The organism is Cohnella kolymensis (assembly GCF_000829465.1).
GTDB lineage: Bacteria > Bacillota > Bacilli > Paenibacillales > Paenibacillaceae > Cohnella > Cohnella kolymensis.
The window spans coordinates 730,288-752,482 of the sequence record NZ_JXAL01000001.1 but is presented as its reverse complement, the minus strand read 5'-3'; the positions used below and the strand labels follow the sequence as shown (position 1 = coordinate 752,482).

Genomic DNA, 22,195 nt, shown 5'->3' with positions numbered 1-22,195 from the left:
CGGGCGGATGGGAGGATATTCGGATGTACATCGGTAAAGCGGACGGTTTCCGGCTTGAACGTGAGAGCGAATACGGCACGCCGGAACAGAACGCCGCAGTTAAGGAAATCGTCGAAGCTGTTCGCCTTGAGGGGGACGCTGCGCTGCTGCGTTATACAGCTTCCTTCGATAAAGTGTCACTGACGGCAGATCAGCTTCGGGTGCCGGAAGAAGAGATCATGGGGGCCTATGAGCTCGTGGAAGCGGAGTTCGTGTCGGCGCTTCGCCAAGCGGCGGCTAACATTACGGCTTTCCATGAGAAGCAAAAGCGGGGCACATGGATGGATGTCTCGCCGGACGGGACGATGCTGGGCATGGTAATCCGCCCGCTGAAGCGGGTCGGACTGTATGTGCCGGGAGGCAAAGCGGCGTACCCCTCGTCGGTGCTCATGAACGTTCTTCCCGCCAAGGTAGCGGGCGTGCCTGAAATTGTACTCGTCACGCCGCCGGCCACGGGCGGACGGCAGGGGATCGACCCGTACATTCTGGTAGCGGCCGCTGAAGCGGGGGTGACGGAGATGTACCGGGTCGGAGGCGCGCAGGCGGTCGCGGCGCTGGCTTACGGGACGGCGAGCATACCTGCCGTCGACAAGATTTGCGGGCCCGGCAACATCTATGTGGCGTTGGCGAAACGCGCCGTGTTCGGCGCGGTAGACATCGACAGCATCGCGGGCCCGAGCGAGATTGCCGTGCTGGCGGACGACAGTGCGGATCCGCGGTACGTGGCCGCGGATATGCTGTCGCAAGCGGAGCACGATGAGATGGCGTCGGCGGTGCTGGTCACGCCGTCGCAAGGGTTAGCCGACGCGGTAACGGCGGAGCTTGAGCGGCAGGTGGCTACGCTGCCGCGAGCGGATATCGCGAGGAGTTCGTTGGAGCAATATGGCGCTATTGTTCTGGTGGACAGTTTGGAAGAGGGTATCGATGTGGTGAACAAGCTCGCGCCTGAGCATCTGGAAGTGATCACTGAGGATCCGCTTGCCCTGCTTGGCCGGATTGAGAACGCAGGCGCGATATTCCTCGGACCTTACAGCTCCGAGCCGGTCGGCGATTATTTCGCGGGACCGAACCATATACTGCCGACCAACGGCACCGCACGCTTTTCCTCACCGCTTAATGTGGATGATTTTCTGAAAAAATCCAGCTTGATCCGATACAGTAAGGAAGCTCTGCTTAGGGACGCCTCCGGCATTGCAACGCTGGCCCGGCATGAAGGGCTGGAAGCACACGCCCGAGCGGTGGAAATTCGATTGGAAGGCAGGAAATCATAATGAGCCAAAATCAAGGACGCATAGCGGAAGTATCCCGCAAGACGAACGAAACGGACATTAAGCTGTCGCTCGGTATAGACGGCTCCGGAACGGCAGCTATCGAAACGGATGTGCCTTTTCTGAACCACATGCTGGACTTGTTCGCGAAGCACGGTCAATTCGATCTCAATGTCGAAGCGCGCGGCGATGTGGATATCGACGATCACCACACGGTGGAGGATATCGGAATCTGTCTGGGTCAAGTGCTGCGTGAAGCTTTGGGCGACAAATCAGGCATCAAGCGTTACGCCAGCGTATTCGTTCCCATGGACGAAGCGCTCGCTCAAGTGGTAATCGATGTGAGCAATCGTCCTCATTTTGAATTGCGGGGCGAGTTTCCGTCTGCAGCAGTAGGAAGCTTCTCCGTCGAGCTGGTGCACGAGTTTCTGTGGAAGCTGGCATTGGAAGCCCGCATTACGTTGCATGTCATCGTGCATTACGGACGCAATACACACCATATGATTGAAGCGGTGTTTAAGGCTCTCGGACGTGCTCTTGACGAGGCTACGTCGATCGATCCTCGTGTGAAGGGCGTGCCTTCGACGAAAGGAGTGCTGTAAGTGATCGCCATTGTCGACTACGGCATGGGCAACCTGCACAGTGTGAGCAAAGCCGTTGAGAGGCTTGGCTGTGAAGCCGCGGTGACTTCCGACAAGGATCGCATTCTGTCAGCGGACGGGGTCATTCTTCCCGGAGTCGGCGCTTTCGGCGATGCCATGGCCAACCTGCGCGGCACGGGGCTTGAGGAAACTGTCAAGACGTATGTGGCATCAGGCAAGCCGCTGCTGGGCATTTGTCTCGGCATGCAGTTGTTATTCACGGAAAGTGAAGAGCATGGCCGTCATGAAGGATTGGATTTACTGCCGGGTCGTGTCGTTCGCTTTCAAGGAGATTATAAAGTTCCGCATATGGGCTGGAATGAACTCGAGTTCAAGCAGCCTAGCCCCCTGTTCGAAGGGCTGGAGCAAGGCCATGTCTACTTCGTTCATTCCTATCACGCTCTGCCGGATCGAAAGGAAGACTTGCTGGCTACAGCCGACTATTACCAGCAGGTGACGGCTATCGTCGGCCGGGGATCGGTGTTCGGTATGCAGTTTCACCCCGAGAAAAGCGGGGAGCTCGGCATGGCGCTGCTGCGGCGGTTTGTTGAGCTCACCGAATCAAGGTAACCCCGGAAGCGCCGGTACAGCTGCTTATATCATGTTAACGTCCCTTTTGCCGAAATCCCTTTCACTCAGGAGAAAATGCGGCATCGCTTTGTTCTGATCGACGGGGATATCGGTAAAAGAAGATTCGTTTGTTCACGGAGGTTTGCGCAGAATGTCCAATTTTATTATCTATCCCGCCATCGATATCCGCGGCGGCAAATGCGTGCGCTTGATTCAAGGCGACTATAATCAGGAAACGATTTATAACGATGACCCTGTCTCCGCGGCCCGGGATTGGGAAGCGCAGGGAGGCGAGTGGATTCATCTGGTCGATCTGGACGGAGCGAAAGCCGGACATCCGGTGAACGACGAGCTGATCGGCCGGATTGCCAATGCCGTTAGTGTACCGGTGCAAGTCGGCGGCGGGCTGAGACGTGATGAGGATATTGAGCGTTTGTTAGGCTTAGGAGTGACTCGTGTTATTCTGGGGACGGCAGCGATCGAAGATCGGGCTTTCGTCTCCCGGGTGTTAAATAAATATGGGGATTCCATCGCCATCGGCATCGATGCCCGCAACGGTCTGGTCGCGACGAGAGGCTGGCTGGAAACCTCAGAGGTTAAAGCGGAGGAGCTGGCAGTGCAGCTGGCGGCGGAAGGCGCACAAACCTTCATTTTTACGGATATCTCCCGGGACGGAATGATGGGCGGCCCGAATGTAGAGGCTATTCTTTCGCTTGCTCAAGTATCCGGCCGCACGGTTATCGCTTCCGGAGGCGTAAGCAAGCCGGAAGATTTGGAACGGCTCGCGGCACATGCGGCGGAAGGCATCGGCGGCGCGATTGTAGGCAAAGCGCTCTATACGGGCAGCATCGATCTTGCCGATGCGGTCAAGAAGTATGGGAACTGAGAAGGAAGGTGCCGAGCCCTCATGCTGGCTAAAAGAATAATTCCTTGCCTGGACGTCAAAGACGGCCGGGTTGTGAAAGGTGTTAATTTCGAGAACTTGCGCGATGCCGGAGATCCTGTCGAGCTGGCCTCTCTCTACGATCGGGAAGGTGCCGACGAGCTGGTGTTCTTGGACATATCCGCATCGGTTGAAGGCCGTACGACTATGATCGATGTGGTGCGGCGCACAGCCGGTGAGATTACGATCCCGCTTACCGTCGGCGGCGGCATTTCGGCAGTGGAGGATATGAAGCGGCTGCTGCGTGCGGGTGCCGACAAAATCGGAATCAATACGGCAGCCATCCGCAATCCCCAGCTTATTAACGACGGTGCGCGCACGTTCGGAGCGCAGTGTATCGTCGTTGCGATCGACGCCAAATTTAATGCGGAGTGGGGCGAATGGGAAGTATTCACCCACGGCGGCCGCAATTCCACCGGCATCCGGGCGCTCGCTTGGGCGCAAGAAGCGGAGCGGCGCGGAGCGGGGGAACTTCTGCTGACGAGCATGGATGCGGACGGCACGAAAGACGGCTTTGACCTGGCGCTCACTCGAGCCGTATCGAGCGCTGTCGGCGTTCCGGTTATCGCATCGGGCGGCGCCGGGAGTGCCGGGCACTTCGCTGAGGTGTTTGCGGAAGGGCACGCAGATGCGGCGCTTGCCGCCAGCATTTTCCACTATAAAGAGGTAACGGTTCACGAGGTTAAGGATACGCTGCGCAGTAAAGGAGTGAACGTTCGATGAAACCTTCTGAAGACCGGAGTTTAGGGGAACAAATCTCTTGGAACGCGGACGGGCTGGTGCCTGCTGTCGTTCAAGACGCAGTCAGCAAAGAAGTGCTCATGCTGGCGTATATGAACCGGGAGTCTTTGCAGAAATCGCTGGAAAGCGGCCAAACCTGGTTTTGGAGCCGTTCTCGGCAAGAGCTATGGAACAAAGGCGCGACAAGCGGCAATACTCAACAAATCGTGTCCCTGCATTACGATTGCGATAGCGACACATTGCTCGTCAAGGTGCGGCAGAGCGGACCGGCATGTCATACGGGCGCGTACAGCTGCTTCTTCACAGAAGTCGAAGGCGCGTCCCCTGCCGTTTCCGCCGCTGACGATCGCTTTGGACCGCTCAGCCGGCTGGAAGCAACCATTGCACAGCGGCATGCCGAGCGCCCCGAAGGAGCTTATACGACTTATCTTTTCGACAAAGGTATAGACAAGATCCTCAAGAAGGTCGGAGAAGAAACGGCCGAAGTGATCATTGCCGGGAAGAATCGTGATGCGGCAGAACTGCGCGCTGAGGCGGCCGACCTCATTTTCCACCTGATGGTGCTCCTTAAGGAGCAGGACATTCCTTTCGATGCGGTGTTGGGGGAATTGGAGTTCCGCCATCGCAAGCCCGTGAAGAAAGACTAGGTGGCGGCTATGCGGATTGATTACCATACCCATCATTACAGGTGCGGACATGCCGTCGGTTCTCTTGAGGAATATGTACAGAGCGCGATCGCCAAGGGGTTGACCCATATCGGCTTATCGGATCATATGCCGCTTCTGCATGTTGATCCGGCTGACTATTATCCTGAGATGGCGATGCCGATGGAAGAGCTGCCCCGATATGTGGAGGAATGCCTGACCCTTAAAGAAAAATATAAAGACAAAATAGCGATTCGAGTGGGCCTTGAAGGCGATTATATCGAGGGTTACGAGGAAAAGATCGCGGATTTTGTTCATGCATACCCTTGGGACTATGTCATCGGATCCGTTCATTTTCTCGGGACATGGGACGTCACGGATTTCCGCCAGGTTCACCAATGGGAAGGCCGGAGCGTTATAGAAGTCTATGAGCAGTATTACGATGCGGTTCAGAAAGCGGCGGCTGCCGGTCTGTATGATTTTATCGGCCATATCGACGCGATCAAGCGATTCGGCTACCGGCCCGAGGAAGATACCACAGAATTGGAAGACCGTGCGCTGGCTGCTGTTGCTAAGAATGGGCTGGCCATTGAGTTGAATGCGGCGGGTATCCATACGGCTGCTAAGGAAATGTATCCCTCGCGAAGAATGCTGGAGAGAGCTAGAGCCTATGATATTCCGATTACGTTCGGCTCTGACGCACACCATCCGGATCGAGTGGCCCAAAAAGGGGATGAGGCCGAAGCCATGCTGAAAAACGCAGGTTTTACTCATATCGCCACATTTACAGGCCGCAAACGGCAGCAAGCACCTTTATAAATGAGCCTCTTGTCATGTATAATGAGTACAAAGTGACGGTTTTCGACACGTAGAGATAAAAACTGTGGCAGAGCCGAAAATTTGGAGGGGCACATGTATAGCAGTAAAAAGCTTCGTATCTTTTCGGGATCTTCCAATCCGGTCTTGGCAGGAAAAATTGCCGAGCACCTGAACACTCCGCTGGGGAAAATCAAGCTTTCCCGATTTAAAAGCGGAGAAGTCTATGTTCACTATGAGGAGTCCATTCGTAATTGCGATGTTTTCCTTATCCAGTCCTTATCTCATCCGATCAATGAACATTTTGTCGAGCTGCTGGTCATGATCGACGCGGCTAAACGGGCTTCCGCCCGGACGATTAACGTCGTGCTGCCGTATTACGGTTACGCCAGACAGGAGAGGAAGGCTGCGCCTCGCGAGCCGATATCCGCCAAGATGGTCGCTGACGTCTTGACGACGGTAGGCGCAACCCGGATTATATCCATCGATCTTCATGCCCCTGCGATTCAGGGATTTTTCAATATACCGGTCGATCATCTGACTGCTCTGGATTTGATCAGCGACTACCTGAAATCCAAGAACATAATCAATCCCGTCGTCGTTTCCCCGGACGCCGGGCGCGCGTCTACAGCCGAGAAGCTGGCGAACCAGCTGGATTCTCCTTTTGCGATCATGATCAAGAAACGTCCGGCGCATAATGAATCGGTCATTACGCACGTAATCGGGGATGTCTCAGGCTCTACGCCGATCATTATCGAAGATATGATCGATACCGGCACGACCATCGTGAATGTCGTGGAAGGGTTGAAGGAGCGGGGCGCGGAAGATGTCTATGTATGTGCCACGCATCCGATTTTCTCAGGCAATGCGCTGGAGAAGCTGGATCACCCGAACATCAAGGAAGTGGTCGTTACGGATTCCATCCTGATTCCGGATCACCACTCTTCCAGGTTTAAGGTCATCACCGTAGCACCGATGCTCGCTGAAGCCACCCGAATTATTATGGAAGGCGGCTCCATCAGCACATTGTTCAAGAACGCCGGAGTGTAATCATATTTAATAATACCAAGGTGCCTAATGCCGTAAAGTCGGCGAGGCATCTTTTTGTTTAAAAGTAGTAAGAAGAGTTATTGACGGTTTTTAGATCCTTAGTTATTATGTTAATAACACCACTGGAGAAAATAACTAAATATACACATCTAAGACATCACGAATCCCCATAAGATTCGTGATTTTTTTGTAGAATTCGAGTTTTTCCGGGGGAATTTATCATATGGCGAAACAAATAAAGCACGACCAGGAACTTATCAAAAAAACTAAACAAAAAAATGATCCTGAACTTAATCAAAGTGCACCGACTGATATCACGTGCACAGCTTAGTAAGCTGTCAAAGATGAGCGCCACTTCGATCAGCAGGATTATCGCCGAATTGATTAATGAGGGACTTGTTCGGGAAACAGGGCAGACGTCTTCTGGTGTCGGCAGGCAAGCCGTACTTTTGGAGCTCAACCCCAGCGCTATTTTCACAATTGGAGTTGAGATCGATAGGGAAATCATAAAAGCCGCAATATTTGATTTCTCAGCAAAATCTATCACTGAGATCCACCAGTCAACTGCTGTCAACAATTCAGACCCTAACGAAGCTGTCGACCAAATTTGTTCACTGATACTATCCTTGATTGAAAAAACAGCAAATGAGGCGGCAAGATATTGCTCCGTCGGAATTGGGCTGCCGGGTGTCATTAATTCTGACGAAGGTGTCTCTCTGTTCTCAGCGCAAATGAATTGGAAAAACATACAATTAAAATCATTAGTGGAAGAAAGATTGGGTATACCGGTTTATATAGACAATGACCAGAAGGTAAAAGCGCTTGCTGAATACTCTTATGGCTCAGCCCAAAATTCAAAGAGCACATTGTTTATTGGAATTGGAAGCGGCGTGGGGTCAGTTCTCATGGTAAATGGAAACGTATTCAGGGGAGGATCGAATAGTGCAGGTGAAATTGGCCATACAACGATTGATCCTAATGGTATTCTCTGCGAATGCGGCCGACGGGGATGCTTGCAAACTTATATTGCCGATTGGGCGTTGATCCAGGAAGCAAACAAACTCAGCCCTACACAAAACATCGATCAACTGTTTGAAGCGAGTAAAACGGAGTCGTGGGCGAGCAGTATCATCAATCGGGCTGTTATGTATTGTGGCATGATGATCAGCAACGCGGTGTGTATGTATAATCCGGACTCGGTTATCGTAAGCGGTTCCCTTGTGGAAAGCTATCCCGAGCTGATCACTATGATCGAGGAGCAGTGCAATAAATTTGTGTGGGAGCCGTATAAAGACACTTTTAAAATTTACAGCTCCGAACTCGGAGGATCGGCGAATCTGATCGGAGCCAGTGTACTTGCCACTAATAAATACTTGGAACAATAGTAATCTATAGACGGGAGTGACGACAAAAATGATTGAAACCTTAGTAGAAGAATATCGAGGGAATGTACTTGAAAATACTCACAGCGGGAGAATTTGCGGTGTGAACGAGAGAGGAGAGGTGGTGTATTCGATCGGCGACGTGGAACAACTGACTTATCTACGTTCTTCCGCCAAACCTTTGCAAGCACTTCCTTCTATTCAACGTGGGGTTCAAGAAAAGTATAATTTGACGGACATTGAACTGGCATTATTGGGAGCATCACATCGAGGGGAACCGTTTCATATTGAAGCGCTGGAGTCCTTGTCACGAAAAGTCGGACTGAATGAAGACAATTTGATCTGTTTGCCCACATACCCTTTGAACCCCGATGCCAGAGACAGACTATTCAAGTCAGATCATCCAAAGCGAAAAATTTATCATAATTGTTCGGGCAAGCATTTTGGCATCATGTCACTGTGCAAACTGCTGGCTGTGGAAATTGATAACTATTGGGAACGGGAACACGCCGCCCAGCAAGAAATATTGAAAACAGTTTCTATTATGTCTGGATATCCGGCTGATCATATAAGCCTAGGTGTAGATGGCTGCGGAGTTCCGGTATTTGCATTACCTCTTAGAAATATTGCACAAGCCTATATGACACTTGCATGTCCAGATCTAATCGAGAATGTGGCACTAGGAAAAGCAGTACAGACATTGACCCGGATTATGAACGAGCAAAGCCGGATGATCGGGGGAACGGATCAAATCTGCTCAACATTACTGCAAGATCCGAACATTGTTGCCAAGGGCGGAGCAAAGGGGATTTATTGTTTCGGCTTAAAGAACGAACGTTTAGGGTTTGCGCTAAAAGTAAGCGACGGATCCGAAGAAGAATGGCCGTTAATCGTGGCGGGTATTCTTCAACAGATTGATTATAGTAATCAATCAACGATAAACAACATGCTCCGTCTTTCCAGCCAGAAAGTGATCAACGACAACAATCGTATTGTCGGTGAGAATAAAATCTCATTCCATCTATCAGCTTATCGAAGGGATTAATATTTTGACACCAAAATTGGAGGTGGTCATTCTCACAATTATGGCGTGAGAAATTGTGTTGCAAATTGAATGCTAATCGGAGGTCAAAACGAATGAGTAAACGTATTTCTTATTTCGGCGCAGTTATGGTGTTAATCTTATCAATTGTTGTAACCGCTTGCAGTTCCGGTAATAAGACCAGCGGCGCGTCTAGCAGCAACTCACCGGAAAGCACGTCAAGCTCAAGTTCCACGCCAAGCTCAAGTGAAGAAAAGGTGACGATTTCTTACTTAGATAACATACCCAGTCCAGAAAGAACGGCTCTTTTGAAAGAGATTATTGGTAAATTCGAAAGCAAATACCCAAACATAAAAGTGGAATACTCCTCAGTGGCTTTTGAAGAATCCTACAAGAAGTTGATGGTAATGGGCGCATCGCAGTCTCTGCCGGACGTATTTAATGTGGATGAGTCCATGCTGGGTACTATGATTCCGACTGGTTATCTTGAGAACTTGCAGTCTTATGTTGACAAGTGGGACCAAAAGGAGAACCTGATCGAAGGCGTTAAAAACTGGCCATCCAAATACAAAGGCGACTATTATGCTGTACCGGATGCATTTATGCTGCAAGCACTCTTTATACGTTCGGATTGGTTTAAAGAAAAAAGTCTGCAACCACGTATCGACACTTGGGATCAATACTTTGAATATGGCAAACAATTGACAGATGCTGCAAAAGGCCAATACGGTATTTCATTCCGCGGCGGTCCGAACGGGATCGTTCGATATATGGAGTATCTTGCTTCTCTGACGGAAACGCCCGGTTGGTTCGACGCTGACGGAAATCCGATTACATCGAAACCGGAAGCTTTGGAAGCATTTAAAAAAATTCTACGGGGTATATAAAGATGGTTATGCTCCAAAAGAATCCATTAACTGGGGCTACAATGAAATGGTGCAAGGCTTCATGAATGGCCAGGCGGCTATTTTGAATCAGACGGCGGAAGTTATCGTGCCGGTTCAAAAGAATATGAAAGAAGGCAATTGGGAAATCATTCCTATACCGAAATCGCCAAGCGGGAAAAACTTCAACCATTACGGCTCTACCGCTGCCTACGCCATATCCAGTAACTCGAAAAACAAAGAGGCCGCTTGGAAATTTATCGAATTCGTAAGTTCGCCTGAGATTAACCTCGAGTACGCAAAGCGAAACGGAATGCTTCCTATCTTTAAAGACTCTTATTACGACGAGTTCTTCAGCAAGGGAGCAATAAAAGGATTTGCGGAACAAATGGCCGACCCCAACATTGTGTATGTCAACTGGGCTGACTATTTGCCGGAGCAATCCACGTTCATCGGTACGTTTGCAAAAGACGAAGTGCAAAAATACTTGCTGAACAAGCAATCGGCCGAAGATACTTTGAAGAACCTCAATGAGTTCCTGGTTAATGCGCAAAAAAAATATAATGAAGCCAATAAAAAGTAATTAGATTTGATCAAGTGATATAAAAAGCATGCATATTACATGCGTGCTTTTTATATGGGTTATAGACAAGAAAGGAGGCTGGTCATGGATCTGAAGTCAATCAAGGGCAAAGAACCCTATTTGCTGCTGCTTCCGGCCTTTATATTAATATTGGTTTTCTTCGGTTATCCAATCGTAGAAGGCATCAGACTTGCTTTTTATCACTACCTGCTGACAGAACCGTTTAATATTCATTTTAATGGATTAGACAATTTTAAACTTTTAATTCATGACTCGAACTTCACCCTCGTTCTGAAAAATACGGTCATCTGGGTTCTGGGCTCCGTGGGCTTGCAACTGATTTTGGGGATGATGGTTGCACTGGCCTTAAATAACTTGCGATTTCGTGGCAAGAACTTGTTTCAATCCTTTTTGTTTCTGCCGTGGGCGGTTTCCGGTTTTCTTATAGGAATGATGTTCAAATGGATGTTCAATGAAGCAATGGGCTGGTTAATTATCTTCTGGTTCACTTAGGGGTGGTTAGTGAAGGTATCCCCTTCTTGGCGATGCCGGGGGTATCCATCTATCCGGCAATCATCGCTATGGTTTGGTATGGTGTACCTTTCTTTGCCATCATGATACTCGCGGCGTTACAGTCCATCCCGGATGAAGTCTATGAGGCGGCTGTCATGGATGGGGCGGGCCGTATAAGAACGTTTATCCACATCATGCTCCCTTATATTAAAAGAACGTTGGTCTTGGCCGTTCTGCTTCGGGTCATATGGGTGTTCAATTCGGCTGATATTATTTACATAATGACTAATGGAGGACCCGGGAACACCTCCCATACTCTTGCTTCCTATATCTTCGGAACCGTGTTTTATACCATGGATTTCGGTGTCGCATCAGCTGCGGGTGTGGTGATGTTGGCGATGCTTATTCTGTATACGGTCATTTTCTTCTCCGCAACACGATTCAACAAGGGTGGTGAATTCTAAGCATGAAAAGTAGGGGAAAATGGATCAGTACCATTACGCGTGTTGCCGTTTTATCCTGTGCCTTCCTTTTCGTTGCTGTTCCGCTCTATTGGATGTTAATCACTTCCTTGAAAGATAGAAAAGAAATTTACGGCGGAAAGCTGACGTTGTGGCCAAGCAATGTAACCTTCTCAAACTATATCGATACTTTCCGTCATTCGGATTTTCCTCAATTTTTTTGGAATAGTCTGGTTGTGACCATGCTCAGCTCTTTATTTGTATTGATTATTTCGGTCATGGGCGGATATAGCTTGGCCCGATTCAAGTTCAAAGGTAAAGCTGTCGCGCTTATGGCATTCTTGGTTACCCAAATGGTACCGACTATGGTTATGCTTATCCCGCTGTTTATCGTTTTCGGCAAGTTCGGTTTAATTAATCATCTGGTCTCGCTCATCGTGTTGTACAGCGTTATAAATATTCCTTTCTGTTTAATTACACTCTCAGGTTTCTTTCAAAGGATTCCAATCTCTCTTGAAGAGGCGGCGCTCATTGACGGCTGTTCCCGATTGTCGGCTGTGGTCCGGGTTGTTATCCCAATCATGCTGCCGGGCATTGTTGCGACATTTGTGTTTGCTTTCACCGGAGCATGGAATGAGCTGTTCTTTGGGATTATGTTCATAAATGGAGGATCCCAGGCAACGATTCCTGTCGGATTGAACAGCTTTGTGCAAAAGTTTGATATCGACTGGGGGCAGATGAGCGCTGGGGGTATTCTATCACTCGTGCCGGTCACTGTGCTTTTCATGTTCGTGCAAAAGTATATTGTAGCCGGTTTAACGCAAGGCGCAGTAAAAGGAGAATAACAAAATCAAATGAGAGGAACGTGCAGCATGCGCGAGCCGAAACTTATTCGGACAAATCCTTATATTATTGATGAAGTTGAAGCAGACATTCCCGCTTTTACGAAAGAAGACTATCAATGCAGGTTAAACCTGCTTGTTGATAAATTGAAGCGGGACGATCTGACACATGCGATCATTTACGCCGATAGGGAGCATTTTAGCAACCTTGAATATTTGACGGGGTTCGAGCCGCGTTTTGAGGAGCTTTGCTCATTCTTAACCAGTCAGGCGAAGCCACCCTTGTCGTGGGCAATGAGTGCTGGGGCTACTCCTTTGCATCGCCGCTTGATTTAAAACGAGTGCGCTATCAAAATTTCAGCCTTCAGGGGCAGCCGAGAGATGAATTAATATCCTTAGAGCAAATTTTCATCGAATGCAGAATCCACGCAAGCTCCCGAGTGGGTCTTATCGGATTTAAGTATTTCGAGTCAAATCATCTAAAAAATTATCAAAATAAAACAGATATACCAGCTTATATTGCGGATGAACTGTATGAGGTCGTAGATCGGGTGAATGTAGTTAACTATACGGCGGCCATGACTCACCCTACCGAAGGTCTCCGCATGGTGATCCGTTCCGCGAAGGAAATCGCTTTCTATGAATATGTCTCGAACAAAACTTCTAATGCAGTAATTAATATTCTTAAAGAATTGACACCCGGCATCAATGAGTTAGAAGCATCGCGTAACGCATGTTACGATGCTTCGCCCATCAGTATGTTTCCGATCGTTAATTTTGGCGAGGAACATGTAAAACTAGGTTTGCGCAGTCCCGATCACCGTACTCTGCAGGATGGTGATATGATTACAGTTTGCTATGGTTTGAGGGGGAGTCTAGTAGCACGTTCGGGGTTCGCAGCAACCGGACCGTCTGCACTCCCTGATGAATATGGAGATGTTGTGGAGCACTTTTATAAACCATATTACCAAGCGCTTGTCGCATGGTATGAAACTCTTCGCGTCGGCAATCTCTATGGGGACAGTCATGAGAAAGTATACAGCATCATTGGAGACAAAGACCGCTTTGGTCTGTTCCTAAATGTTGGACATCTCATTAGCAGCGATGAATGGCCGAACTCGCCTGTGTACGCAGGCTCAGAAATTCCGATGTTGTCCGGACATTATTTACAATGTGATATTATTGCCTGCAGCGATTATCCTTTCAAGCAGGCAATTTTAGAGGACGGATTGATTCTGGCTGACGATTCGCTTCGTACTGCACTGCAGCGTGAATACCCGGATGTGTTTGCGCGAATTCAAAAAAGAAGAAGATTTATGATCGATACACTAGGCATTAACGTGCACGAGGATGTGTTGCCGTTGTCCAATGGGCAAGCGGTTATGCACCCTTATATGCTTGACCTTAATACCCTATTTTCCATAAAAGAATAGTAGGGAAGGAGCAATCATGAAACTTGAGGTTATCGTGACGCGAGTTGATGAAGCGTTAATTGCCGATCAATCAGGTGCAGACCGGATCGAACTTGTCTCAGGTATCTTGGAGGGAGGATTGACGCCTAGCTGCGCTATGATTGAAGAGGTCGTTAATGCTGTGGGTATTCCGGTGAATGTCATGGTCCGTCCGCACAGCCAGTCCTTCCGATATTCAGCAGGAGATAGAAAAGTAATGGCAAAGGATATAGAACACATCCGTAAGGTTGGGGCGAATGGTATTGTTATCGGCGTGTTGAGCGGTGAAAGCACTATAGATGAATATGCGTTGCAATGGTATCTTGACTGTGCCGAGCATCTGGAGGTCACTTTTCATAGGGCGTTCGACGAGTTGGCGAATCAGGAGGCTTCGGTTAACACACTGCTGAAATATCCTCAAATCACAAGACTGTTGACGTCCGGCGGAAAATCGAACGTCAACGATGCGGCGGACCGCGTCAAGAAATTTGTGGAATTAACGAAAGGGACGCATCTTACCGTGATGGCGGGCAGTGGTCTGAGAGTTGAAACGCTGAGAGCTTTTGTGGAGAAAACAGGCGTTAAGGAAGTGCATTTTGGGACAGGTGCCAGAATTGACTTAGACCCTCTAAAGAATGTGGATGCCGGGAGGATTATAAATATAAAAAAGGTGATGCTTGATATTGGCATGTAAGCAGGAGGATCGGTGAGATGAAAATATTGGTGCTGCCTATGGCTGACATTGCAGGGTACGTGGCCGACCTGCTTGCTGTTCAGCTGCAAGAGAGGCGCGACTCCGTACTGGGGATGACAACGGGTACTACGCCGTTAACGACAGGGATATATATAGAATGGGCTCGGCGAGTGCATCAAAAAGAGCTTGATTTGAGCCGGGCACGATTCGTGAACCCGGATGAGTTTATCGGTCTGCCCCAAAATCATCCGGAAAGCTACCGCTCATATATGAACAAGCACTTATTTAATAATATCGATGTCCCGTTAGAGCATATTCTTTTTCCGAATGTGGAAGCACAAGACCTAAAGGCCGAGTGCGAGCGATTCGACACTGTCGTGCAAAGTTGGGGAGGAATAGACTGGCAGCTGCTTGGCCTGGGTCAAAATGGGCACATTTGCTTTATTGAGCCTAATGATGCGATCCCTTCTTCATCCTATATCGTGAATGTCGCAGAAGAAAACAGAATACTATACGCTGCTGATTTCGGATCGTTAGCTGATGTTCCTACACAAGCTGTCACCACCGGGTTAAGGATGCTGATGTGCGCAAGGAAGATAGTTCTGGTTGCCGTTGGTACTAAGAAGGCAGGTGTCGTGGCGAGAATCGTACTTAATCCAGTGAGCACAAGATTACCCGGTACATTTTTACAATTACATCACAATGCAGTTATGATCCTTGATGAAGAGTCGGCCGAAGGACTTCCTGAGTCTCTAGTTAACAGGCTAAGAAGGATTAAGTAATCGGAGAAGATCGCAATACATCTAGCATTATGTCTAGATGATGCGGTCTTCTTCTCATTCCCCGATGATTATCATCTAAATAAACAAGCGAGTACTGTGTGCGCTCTTACTGCGGTGCGTTTTATTTTATGCAAAGCGCCTGCTGTGGTATAATCTTGTTAACATAAACAACAACTTAGGAGGTGCCTTGCCGATGAGTCAGCGGAAACGTGCGGCCAAAAACCGTCGTCCCAAAGTGATCCCGATGCGTCTGGATGCTACCTTCTTCTTTGAACGGGCCGTACAGTCGCTGGATCGTTATCACTATGACAAGGCATTGAAATATTTCCGCCGCGCCGTGGAATACGAACCGGAGAATCCGGTCAACCATTGCAATATGGCAGGTATTCTGTCGGAGATGGGACGTTACGAGGAATCCAATGTAATCCTTCGCTCCGTGCTGGATCAGATCGATCCTGCGATGACCGAATGTTATTACTACTTGGCGAACAACTATGCCAACATGGAATTATACGAAGCGGCTGAAGAAGCGTTGGTCCGTTACTTGGAGAATGACCTGGACGGACAGTTTTTGGATGAAGCGGACGAGCTGCTTGATCTGTTGAACTATGAACTGAACCGGCCGACGAAGATTTCCACGATCAAGTCACGGGAGAATATTTACGCTCATGATAAGGCGCGTGAATTGCTCGAAGCGGGACATTTCGCCGAAGCCGTCAAAATATTGGAAGAAATTATACAACGCCAACCTGATTTTTTAGCGGCAAGGAACAACTTGGGACTGGCATACTACTATATGGGATTGTTTGATCAGTCTGTAGCCACGATCACCGAAGTTCTGGACGCGGAACCGGGCAACCTGCATGCACTTTGCAACCTGGCGATATTCTATCAGCATTCGAATCAGGAAGAGCCGCTCCGCGAATTGATCGAGAAGCTCAACAAAACGGTGCCCTTCCACCCCGAGCATGTGTTCAAGATGGCCACCACACTCGGTATTGTCGGCGAACACCGGGAGGCTTACAGCCATTTCCGCCGTCTGTTAAGGACGGGCGAATTGGCCGGCGAGCCGAGCCTGCACCATTTTGCCGCAGTTGCGGCCACCAATCTGCTCAGGTATGACGATGCGGAGAGACATTGGAAACAGGCAGAAAAGCTCGATCCGCAGTCTCCCGTGCCTTCTTTTTATCTGGATAAGCTTGATAAGGTCCGCAAAGGAGAAGAACGGGCACCGACTCATTATCATTATCATCTTCCCTTCGAGGAGCAGTTCAAGCAATGGGAGAACAGTCCCGGTCAAGTCACGGAGGCGCTAAAGCGCGAGCCTTTGATTCGTTCGTCGTTCTTCTGGGCGCTGCGACACGGTGACCGGAAGACGAAAGTTCAGGTGATCCAGGCGCTCGGGCTGGTTGCCGACGAGGAAGTGATCGAAGCGCTCAAAGCGTTTCTGATTGATGCGGACGAGGACGACGAGCTGAAGCGGGTAGCCGTGCTTGTCCTTCGTTCGATCGGAGTGCAGGATGCATTGACCGTTACGTTCAGCGGACGGACGCTCACTTTGGAAGCAAGGCGCAAATCGGCAAGACTTCCGGTGTGGGACAACGCGTGGCAAGCGGTACTGGAACAAGCGCTGGAAGGTATGTCCGGCCGATATGATGTGGTGCAGCAGCATGATATGATGACATTGTGGGTTGATTATCTGTCCCGGGTATACCCGGAGGTTCCCAAGCTCCACAAGTCAACCGGCTGGGCCGCCGCGCTTGAATACTGGACGGCGAAGATGCACCGCAGGACAGTAACCTACGCGGATCTGGTGAACCGGTACGGGGTATCTCAAGCAAGCATCAGCCGTTATGCGAACAGGATAGACGAAGCGTGCGGAATCCGCGAGAAACTGGATTTAACAACGCCTTCTTTTCACTAATAGACGCCTACAATGACGCAGCGGAAGCTAGGAGGAAGAAACATGCATAAGACGATTGTTATCGGAACCGGGCCTGCAGGATTAACGGCGGCCATTTATTTGGCACGTGCGAATTTGGCTCCACTGGTTATTGAAGGTCCCGAACCCGGCGGCCAGTTAACGACCACGACGGATGTGGAGAACTTTCCGGGATTTCCCGACGGCATTATGGGTCCGGATTTAATGGCTAATATGCGCAAGCAGGCGGAGCGTTTCGGCGCGGAATTCCGCACAGGCTGGATTAACAAAGTCGATATGTCCAAACGTCCGTTCACGCTTTCTCTCGAAGGCGGAGAGACGCTGCAAGCTGAAAGCCTGATTATCTCAACGGGCGCTTCCGCCAAATACATGGGTATTCCCGGAGAACGGGATAATGTCGGACATGGCGTGAGCACATGCGCTACCTGTGACGGATTCTTTTTCCGCGGCAAAAAGATCATCGTCGTCGGCGGCGGAGACTCGGCTATGGAAGAAGCTAACTTCTTGACCCGCTTTGCTTCCGAGGTCACGCTGGTTCATCGCCGGGAGGAAATGAGAGCCTCCAAAATTATGCAGGATCGTGCGCGGGAGAACAGCAAGATCACCTGGGCCATGAACCGTACCCCTTTGGAAGTCGTTGCAGGCGACGCAGGCGTTACCGGGTTGAAGGTTCGCAATAATGAGACGGGCCGTGAGGAAATCATTGAAACACAAGGCCTGTTCGTTGCGATCGGACATACACCGAACACGAAATTTTTGGACAATCAGATTGAGACGGATGAGCTTGGCTATATCAAAGTGAAGCCAGGCACCTCGGAGACCAACGTACCGGGTGTGTTCGCCTGCGGCGACGTGCAAGACCACAAATACCGTCAAGCCATTACCGCTGCCGGGACCGGTTGTATGGCCGCTCTCGATTGCGAGAAGTTCCTGGAAGGCGCGCCGGTTCACGATTGGAGCCAAACGCTCGGTTAATTGAGGAGCGATCATTATACCTGTTGAGGTGTCCGCTAACATGTCAGAAACATTGTACGTCGGCGTAGATTTGGGTGGTACGACCATCAAGGTTGGACTCTGCACTGCCGCAGGGGATCTGCTCCGTACCTATGAGGGCGCGACAGAGGCCGCGGGTGGCAGCGATGCCATTCTTTCCAATATCGAAGCTTACGTGAAATTGCTCGTGCCTCCCGGCACCCCGGAATGGGACGCAGTGGCCGGCGTAGGCATCGGTGTCCCCGGGTTTTTGGATATTCCGGCCGGAATCGTTAATTCCTCGCCTAATCTGCCCTTCAAAGACGTGCCGCTGACGCAAATCATGCAGGAGAAACTCGGAAAGCCTGTAAAGATGAACAACGACGCGAATGTTGCCGCGCTCGGAGAGTCATGGGGCGGCGCCGGCCGAGGGGTTGCCAACTGCGTCTGTTATACGCTGGGCACCGGCGTCGGCGGAGGCATTATTCTTAATAATCGGTTGATTGAAGGCTTCAAAGGTATGGCTGGAGAGCTTGGCCACTTGTCGATTGTCCCGGATCTCGAGGCTATCCAATGCGGCTGCGGAATGATGGGCTGTCTTGAGACCGTATCATCCGCAACCGGTATTATCCGGATGGCCCGTGACGCTGTGGAACGCGGCGACAAGACGCCGCTCGCGTTACTGGAAGAGATCACTGCGAAGGATGTTTTGGACGCAGCGAAGGAAGGCGATGAAGTCGCGCAGCGAATCGTCAGCCGGGCGGCCTATTATTTAGGTAAATCGCTTGCGGCTGTGGCAATCGTCCTCAATCCCCAAAGATTCATCATCGGCGGAGGGGTCAGTAAAGCAGGGGAATTCTTTTTTGCGCAAATCCGCGAAGTATTCAATAAATTGACGCCAGGCAATGCCAAGGACGGGGTCGAGATTGTGGCCGCCGAGTTGGGTAACAATGCCGGTGTCGTTGGGGCAGCAGGTTTGTTCCTTCGCGCGTAACTTTAGCTGGCGCCTGCACCGCCGTCCTTGACGGCGGCTCAGGCGCTCTGTCATTAATCGCGGCTTGGGAGGGGATCTTTCATGGAGACAATGACGTCGCAGCCGACACTGGTAATCATCACCGGAATGTCGGGAGCGGGCAAAACGATTGCGGTTCAGAGTCTGGAGGATTTAGGTTTCTTCTGTGTAGATAATTTGCCGCCGGTGCTCATACCGAAATTTGCCGAATTGATCGAGCAGTCGCAGGGACGGATTGCCAAGGTTGCGTTGGTTATCGATCTGCGGGGCAGGGAATTTTTCACGGCGTTGTCCGAGTCGCTCTCTTTCATTCGTGAGCAAAACACCATTCATTACGAAATCTTGTTTCTTGACGCCACCGACTCGGTGTTAGTGCAGCGCTACAAAGAAAGCCGCCGGCGGCATCCGCTCGCACCGGACGGCATGCCGCTGGACGGCATACAATTAGAGAGAAAGCTGCTTGAGGATCTGAAAGGCTGGGCTACTCAAGTTATCGATACGAGCATTCTCAAGCCGGCTGCGTTGAAAGAGAAAATCATCAGCCGCTTTACAAATCTCGACCGCAATAACATTTCCATCAATGTAACCTCGTTCGGATTCAAGTACGGTGTTCCGATCGATGCGGATTTGATTTTCGATTGCCGGTTCCTGCCGAATCCCCATTACGTTGAGCAGCTGCGTCCGAAAACAGGGCAAGATCCGGATGTGTACGACTATGTGATGAAGTGGCCGGAGACCCAGACATTCCTCTCGAAACTTCTCGATATGCTGCAATACCTCATTCCTCTGTATCAGAAAGAAGGAAAGAGTCAGGTTGTGATCGGAATCGGCTGCACCGGTGGAAAGCATCGGTCCGTGTCGATCGCGGAATATTTGGGGCGCATGCTGGGCTCCAGTGAAACGGAAAAGGTACGTGTCAGTCATCGTGACGCGGAACGTGACCGTCAAAGTTGAGGTGATGCAATGCAACAAAATCGGAATCTGGCCCGTAAACCGCGAATTGTCGTCATTGGCGGCGGCACAGGGTTGTCTGTTATGCTCCGCGGACTTAAGCAAAAACCGCTTGACATTACCGCGATCGTAACCGTCGCCGATGATGGCGGCAGCTCCGGCATTCTTCGGGAAGAGCTGCAAATTCCGCCGCCTGGCGATATTCGAAGCGTTATCTCTTCTCTGGCGGATACAGAGCCGCTGCTCGCTGAAGTGCTGCAATACCGATTCCATAACGGGACAGGTTTAGCGGGTCACAGCTTGGGAAATCTGATATTGGCGGCTATGACGGATATCACCGGCGATTTCGTCACCGGGATTACGGAGTTAAGCCGTGTGCTGGCGGTGCGGGGACGTGTATTGCCAGCAGCGAATCAAGCGATTGTGTTGAAAGCCGAAATGATGGACGGTTCCATTGTTGTCGGCGAGTCCTCCATTCCGAAAGCGGGCGGAACTATTCGCAGAGTATTCATTGAGCCGGAGGCCGTGGAGGCTCTGCCGGAGGCGGTCGAAGCGCTTCGGGCGGCAGATGCGATATTGATCGGTCCCGGCAGTTTATATACGAGCATTATTCCGAATCTGATCGTGCCTAAGCTCGCCGAAGCCATCATCAACTCCGATGCGGTAAAGCTGTTTGTGTGCAATGTGATGACACAGCCGGGGGAGACTGATAATTATTCGGTGAGCGATCATTTGGAGGCCATCCACTCGCATATCGGTCATCATTTGTTCGATTATGTCATCGTGAACGACGGGGAAATTCCTTCGCAAGTTCAGGACCTGTATGCCGAAAAAGGTGCGAAGGCCGTTCATCTGGATTTGGAGGAGGTAACGCGGAGAGGCTACAAAGTGATCGCCGATCGTTTGGTGCTGTTCCGCACGTATCTGCGCCACGATGCCGCCAAGTTAAGCCAACATATTTATCAACTGGTAGAAGACTGGATGTTGCGAAAGGGGTGAAACAGGCATGTCATTTGCGGCGCTTACAAAAAAAGAATTGACGATGGTGGACTCCGACACCTGCTGCGAGCGGGCTGAACTGTCTGCGCTGATCCGTATGAACGGAACGGTCTCGCTCTCGAGCAAGCGGGTCGTTCTGGACTTTGCCACGGAAAATGCCGCGATCTCGCGCCGAATGTACACTCTGCTCAAGCGACATTTTAAAGTGCCTACCGAGCTGTTGGTTCGTAAGAAAATGCGGCTTAAAAAGAACAACGTGTATGTAGTTCGGATTCCGGCGGGCGTCGAGGACATACTGAAAGAGCTTGCCATTGCCACGGAAGGCTTTGTGTTCCATCCGAGCATCGACAAGAATCTGGTGCGTAAACCGTGCTGCAAACGGGCCTATTTGCGCGGCGCCTTCCTTGCAGGCGGGTCTGTTAATAATCCGGAGGGTTCCTCCTATCACTTGGAGATCTCTTCTATGTATGAGGAGCACTGCAAAGCGCTGGTAGAGCTGGCGAACAAATTTCAATTGAATGCTCGTTTCATCGAAACGCAAAAAGGGTTTCATCCTTTACCTCAAAGAGGGCGAGAAGATCATTGAATTCCTGAGCATTATCGGCGCCCATCAGGCGTTGTTCAAATTCGAGGATGTCCGCATCATGAGGGATATGCGCAATTCCGTGAACCGGATCGTCAATTGCGAAACGGCCAACCTGAACAAGACGATCGGAGCGGCTGTCCGGCAGATCGATAATATCAAGCTTTTGCAGAAAGAAGTCGGTCTTAATAACTTGCCTGAAAAGCTGCGCGAAGTTGCCGAGGTGAGGCTTCAGCATCCCGATATCAATCTTAAAGAAGTCGGAGACTTACTGAAGGGTCAGGTCAGCAAATCGGGAGTGAACCATAGGCTCCGCAAGCTGGACGAATGGGCGGAAAAAATCCGAAACGGCGGCGCATAAAGCGTGTGGCGCTTTTGTTCCGAACAATG

The 22,195-nt window shown here is 50.3% G+C and carries 24 protein-coding genes and 2 pseudogenes; all 26 read left to right on the top strand.

What is annotated here, in order from left to right:
* Positions 1-23 precede the first annotated feature (23 nt).
* The 26 genes and pseudogenes from hisD to whiA all read left to right on the top strand — a co-directional run bounded on the left by hisD (position 24) and on the right by whiA (position 22,166).
* Positions 24-1,310, top strand: coding sequence for a histidinol dehydrogenase (hisD, locus tag SD71_RS03615; protein WP_041059499.1), 1,287 nt, complete (start codon positions 24-26; stop codon positions 1,308-1,310).
* Entirely contained in the window at positions 1,310-1,909 is a 600-nt protein-coding gene (hisB, locus tag SD71_RS03610) for an imidazoleglycerol-phosphate dehydratase HisB (protein WP_041059496.1), read from the top strand. Before hisD ends, hisB begins: the two co-directional genes overlap by 1 nt.
* Positions 1,910-2,518 carry an imidazole glycerol phosphate synthase subunit HisH gene (gene hisH, locus SD71_RS03605; RefSeq protein ID WP_041059493.1) on the top strand — a complete coding sequence of 203 codons (609 nt, stop codon included), beginning with the start codon at positions 1,910-1,912 and terminating at the stop codon, positions 2,516-2,518. It begins immediately after the preceding gene.
* A 151-nt stretch (positions 2,519-2,669) separates the two neighbouring features.
* Positions 2,670-3,404 carry a 1-(5-phosphoribosyl)-5-[(5-phosphoribosylamino)methylideneamino]imidazole-4-carboxamide isomerase gene (hisA, locus tag SD71_RS03600; RefSeq protein ID WP_041059490.1) on the top strand — a complete coding sequence of 245 codons (735 nt, stop codon included), beginning with the start codon at positions 2,670-2,672 and terminating at the stop codon, positions 3,402-3,404.
* A gap of 21 nt (positions 3,405-3,425) precedes the next feature.
* Complete coding sequence (gene hisF / locus SD71_RS03595; RefSeq protein ID WP_041059487.1) at positions 3,426-4,184, top strand: imidazole glycerol phosphate synthase subunit HisF; 759 nt, start codon at positions 3,426-3,428, stop codon at positions 4,182-4,184.
* A complete protein-coding gene (gene hisIE, locus SD71_RS03590; protein ID WP_041059484.1) occupies positions 4,181-4,849 on the top strand; it encodes a bifunctional phosphoribosyl-AMP cyclohydrolase/phosphoribosyl-ATP diphosphatase HisIE in 669 nt (222 codons plus the stop codon). The genes hisF and hisIE overlap by 4 nt, the downstream gene beginning before the upstream one ends.
* A 9-nt stretch (positions 4,850-4,858) precedes the next feature.
* The gene (hisJ, locus tag SD71_RS03585; protein ID WP_041059482.1) at positions 4,859-5,665 is read left to right on the top strand and encodes a histidinol-phosphatase HisJ; all 807 of its coding nucleotides are present in this window, start codon (positions 4,859-4,861) and stop codon (positions 5,663-5,665) included.
* A 93-nt stretch (positions 5,666-5,758) separates the two neighbouring features.
* Positions 5,759-6,712, top strand: coding sequence for a ribose-phosphate diphosphokinase (locus SD71_RS03580; protein WP_041059479.1), 954 nt, complete (start codon positions 5,759-5,761; stop codon positions 6,710-6,712).
* A gap of 278 nt (positions 6,713-6,990) precedes the next feature.
* Positions 6,991-7,056 (top strand): annotated as a pseudogene (locus SD71_RS26125) (hypothetical protein); the annotation flags it as partial.
* Complete coding sequence (locus SD71_RS03575; RefSeq protein WP_161793324.1) at positions 7,057-8,097, top strand: ROK family protein; 1,041 nt, start codon at positions 7,057-7,059, stop codon at positions 8,095-8,097. It begins immediately after the preceding pseudogene.
* Between the two features lie 28 nt (positions 8,098-8,125).
* Positions 8,126-9,139, top strand: a complete 1,014-nt coding sequence (locus tag SD71_RS03570; protein ID WP_041059478.1) for an asparaginase — start codon at positions 8,126-8,128, stop codon at positions 9,137-9,139.
* A gap of 92 nt (positions 9,140-9,231) precedes the next feature.
* On the top strand, positions 9,232-10,023 hold the full coding sequence (locus SD71_RS25420) for an extracellular solute-binding protein (RefSeq protein ID WP_041059477.1): 792 nt from the start codon (positions 9,232-9,234) through the stop codon (positions 10,021-10,023).
* A gap of 46 nt (positions 10,024-10,069) precedes the next feature.
* On the top strand, positions 10,070-10,603 hold the full coding sequence (locus SD71_RS25415; RefSeq protein WP_041059476.1) for an extracellular solute-binding protein: 534 nt from the start codon (positions 10,070-10,072) through the stop codon (positions 10,601-10,603).
* An 84-nt stretch (positions 10,604-10,687) separates the two neighbouring features.
* Positions 10,688-11,116: a carbohydrate ABC transporter permease gene (locus SD71_RS24335; protein WP_052475890.1), complete on the top strand. Its 429-nt coding sequence runs from the start codon at positions 10,688-10,690 to the stop codon at positions 11,114-11,116.
* A 32-nt stretch (positions 11,117-11,148) separates the two neighbouring features.
* A complete protein-coding gene (locus tag SD71_RS24330; protein WP_235426978.1) occupies positions 11,149-11,580 on the top strand; it encodes a carbohydrate ABC transporter permease in 432 nt (143 codons plus the stop codon).
* 107 nt (positions 11,581-11,687) lie between these two features.
* A complete protein-coding gene (locus tag SD71_RS03550) occupies positions 11,688-12,422 on the top strand; it encodes a carbohydrate ABC transporter permease (protein ID WP_235426969.1) in 735 nt (244 codons plus the stop codon).
* 27 nt (positions 12,423-12,449) lie between these two features.
* Positions 12,450-12,755, top strand: a complete 306-nt coding sequence (locus SD71_RS03545) for a hypothetical protein (protein ID WP_041059474.1) — start codon at positions 12,450-12,452, stop codon at positions 12,753-12,755.
* Positions 12,707-13,852, top strand: coding sequence for a M24 family metallopeptidase (locus SD71_RS03540; RefSeq protein WP_152619318.1), 1,146 nt, complete (start codon positions 12,707-12,709; stop codon positions 13,850-13,852). The genes SD71_RS03545 and SD71_RS03540 overlap by 49 nt, the downstream gene beginning before the upstream one ends.
* A 16-nt stretch (positions 13,853-13,868) precedes the next feature.
* Entirely contained in the window at positions 13,869-14,564 is a 696-nt protein-coding gene (locus SD71_RS03535; RefSeq protein ID WP_041059472.1) for a copper homeostasis protein CutC, read from the top strand.
* 17 nt (positions 14,565-14,581) lie between these two features.
* Positions 14,582-15,346 carry a glucosamine-6-phosphate deaminase gene (locus SD71_RS03530; RefSeq protein ID WP_052475888.1) on the top strand — a complete coding sequence of 255 codons (765 nt, stop codon included), beginning with the start codon at positions 14,582-14,584 and terminating at the stop codon, positions 15,344-15,346.
* 193 nt (positions 15,347-15,539) lie between these two features.
* Positions 15,540-17,270 (top strand): tetratricopeptide repeat protein, encoded by a 1,731-nt coding sequence (locus SD71_RS03525; protein ID WP_041059471.1) that lies wholly within the window; start codon positions 15,540-15,542, stop codon positions 17,268-17,270.
* A gap of 42 nt (positions 17,271-17,312) precedes the next feature.
* Positions 17,313-18,263, top strand: coding sequence for a thioredoxin-disulfide reductase (gene trxB / locus SD71_RS03520; protein WP_041059469.1), 951 nt, complete (start codon positions 17,313-17,315; stop codon positions 18,261-18,263).
* A 40-nt stretch (positions 18,264-18,303) separates the two neighbouring features.
* Positions 18,304-19,254 (top strand): ROK family glucokinase, encoded by a 951-nt coding sequence (locus SD71_RS03515; protein ID WP_041059465.1) that lies wholly within the window; start codon positions 18,304-18,306, stop codon positions 19,252-19,254.
* An 81-nt stretch (positions 19,255-19,335) separates the two neighbouring features.
* The gene (gene rapZ, locus SD71_RS03510; RefSeq protein ID WP_041059463.1) at positions 19,336-20,226 is read left to right on the top strand and encodes an RNase adapter RapZ; all 891 of its coding nucleotides are present in this window, start codon (positions 19,336-19,338) and stop codon (positions 20,224-20,226) included.
* 9 nt (positions 20,227-20,235) lie between these two features.
* Entirely contained in the window at positions 20,236-21,222 is a 987-nt protein-coding gene (locus tag SD71_RS03505) for a gluconeogenesis factor YvcK family protein (RefSeq protein ID WP_041059460.1), read from the top strand.
* A 7-nt stretch (positions 21,223-21,229) separates the two neighbouring features.
* Positions 21,230-22,166, top strand: a pseudogene (gene whiA / locus SD71_RS03500) (DNA-binding protein WhiA).
* Positions 22,167-22,195 lie beyond the last annotated feature (29 nt).

Coding starts and splice junctions, on each gene's coding strand:
- hisIE (WP_041059484.1), top strand. CDS start 4,181: ATGAAACCTTCTGAAGACCGGAGTTTAGGGGAACAAATCTCTTGGAAC.
- trxB (WP_041059469.1), top strand. CDS start 17,313: ATGCATAAGACGATTGTTATCGGAACCGGGCCTGCAGGATTAACGGCG.
- SD71_RS03515 (WP_041059465.1), top strand. CDS start 18,304: ATGTCAGAAACATTGTACGTCGGCGTAGATTTGGGTGGTACGACCATC.
- SD71_RS25420 (WP_041059477.1), top strand. CDS start 9,232: ATGAGTAAACGTATTTCTTATTTCGGCGCAGTTATGGTGTTAATCTTA.
- SD71_RS24330 (WP_235426978.1), top strand. CDS start 11,149: ATGCCGGGGGTATCCATCTATCCGGCAATCATCGCTATGGTTTGGTAT.
- hisJ (WP_041059482.1), top strand. CDS start 4,859: ATGCGGATTGATTACCATACCCATCATTACAGGTGCGGACATGCCGTC.
- SD71_RS03525 (WP_041059471.1), top strand. CDS start 15,540: ATGAGTCAGCGGAAACGTGCGGCCAAAAACCGTCGTCCCAAAGTGATC.
- hisD (WP_041059499.1), top strand. CDS start 24: ATGTACATCGGTAAAGCGGACGGTTTCCGGCTTGAACGTGAGAGCGAA.
- SD71_RS03530 (WP_052475888.1), top strand. CDS start 14,582: ATGAAAATATTGGTGCTGCCTATGGCTGACATTGCAGGGTACGTGGCC.
- SD71_RS03545 (WP_041059474.1), top strand. CDS start 12,450: ATGCGCGAGCCGAAACTTATTCGGACAAATCCTTATATTATTGATGAA.
- SD71_RS03535 (WP_041059472.1), top strand. CDS start 13,869: ATGAAACTTGAGGTTATCGTGACGCGAGTTGATGAAGCGTTAATTGCC.
- hisA (WP_041059490.1), top strand. CDS start 2,670: ATGTCCAATTTTATTATCTATCCCGCCATCGATATCCGCGGCGGCAAA.
- SD71_RS03575 (WP_161793324.1), top strand. CDS start 7,057: ATGAGCGCCACTTCGATCAGCAGGATTATCGCCGAATTGATTAATGAG.
- SD71_RS24335 (WP_052475890.1), top strand. CDS start 10,688: ATGGATCTGAAGTCAATCAAGGGCAAAGAACCCTATTTGCTGCTGCTT.
- SD71_RS03570 (WP_041059478.1), top strand. CDS start 8,126: ATGATTGAAACCTTAGTAGAAGAATATCGAGGGAATGTACTTGAAAAT.
- SD71_RS03505 (WP_041059460.1), top strand. CDS start 20,236: ATGCAACAAAATCGGAATCTGGCCCGTAAACCGCGAATTGTCGTCATT.
- rapZ (WP_041059463.1), top strand. CDS start 19,336: ATGGAGACAATGACGTCGCAGCCGACACTGGTAATCATCACCGGAATG.
- hisB (WP_041059496.1), top strand. CDS start 1,310: ATGAGCCAAAATCAAGGACGCATAGCGGAAGTATCCCGCAAGACGAAC.
- hisF (WP_041059487.1), top strand. CDS start 3,426: ATGCTGGCTAAAAGAATAATTCCTTGCCTGGACGTCAAAGACGGCCGG.
- SD71_RS03580 (WP_041059479.1), top strand. CDS start 5,759: ATGTATAGCAGTAAAAAGCTTCGTATCTTTTCGGGATCTTCCAATCCG.
- SD71_RS25415 (WP_041059476.1), top strand. CDS start 10,070: ATGGTGCAAGGCTTCATGAATGGCCAGGCGGCTATTTTGAATCAGACG.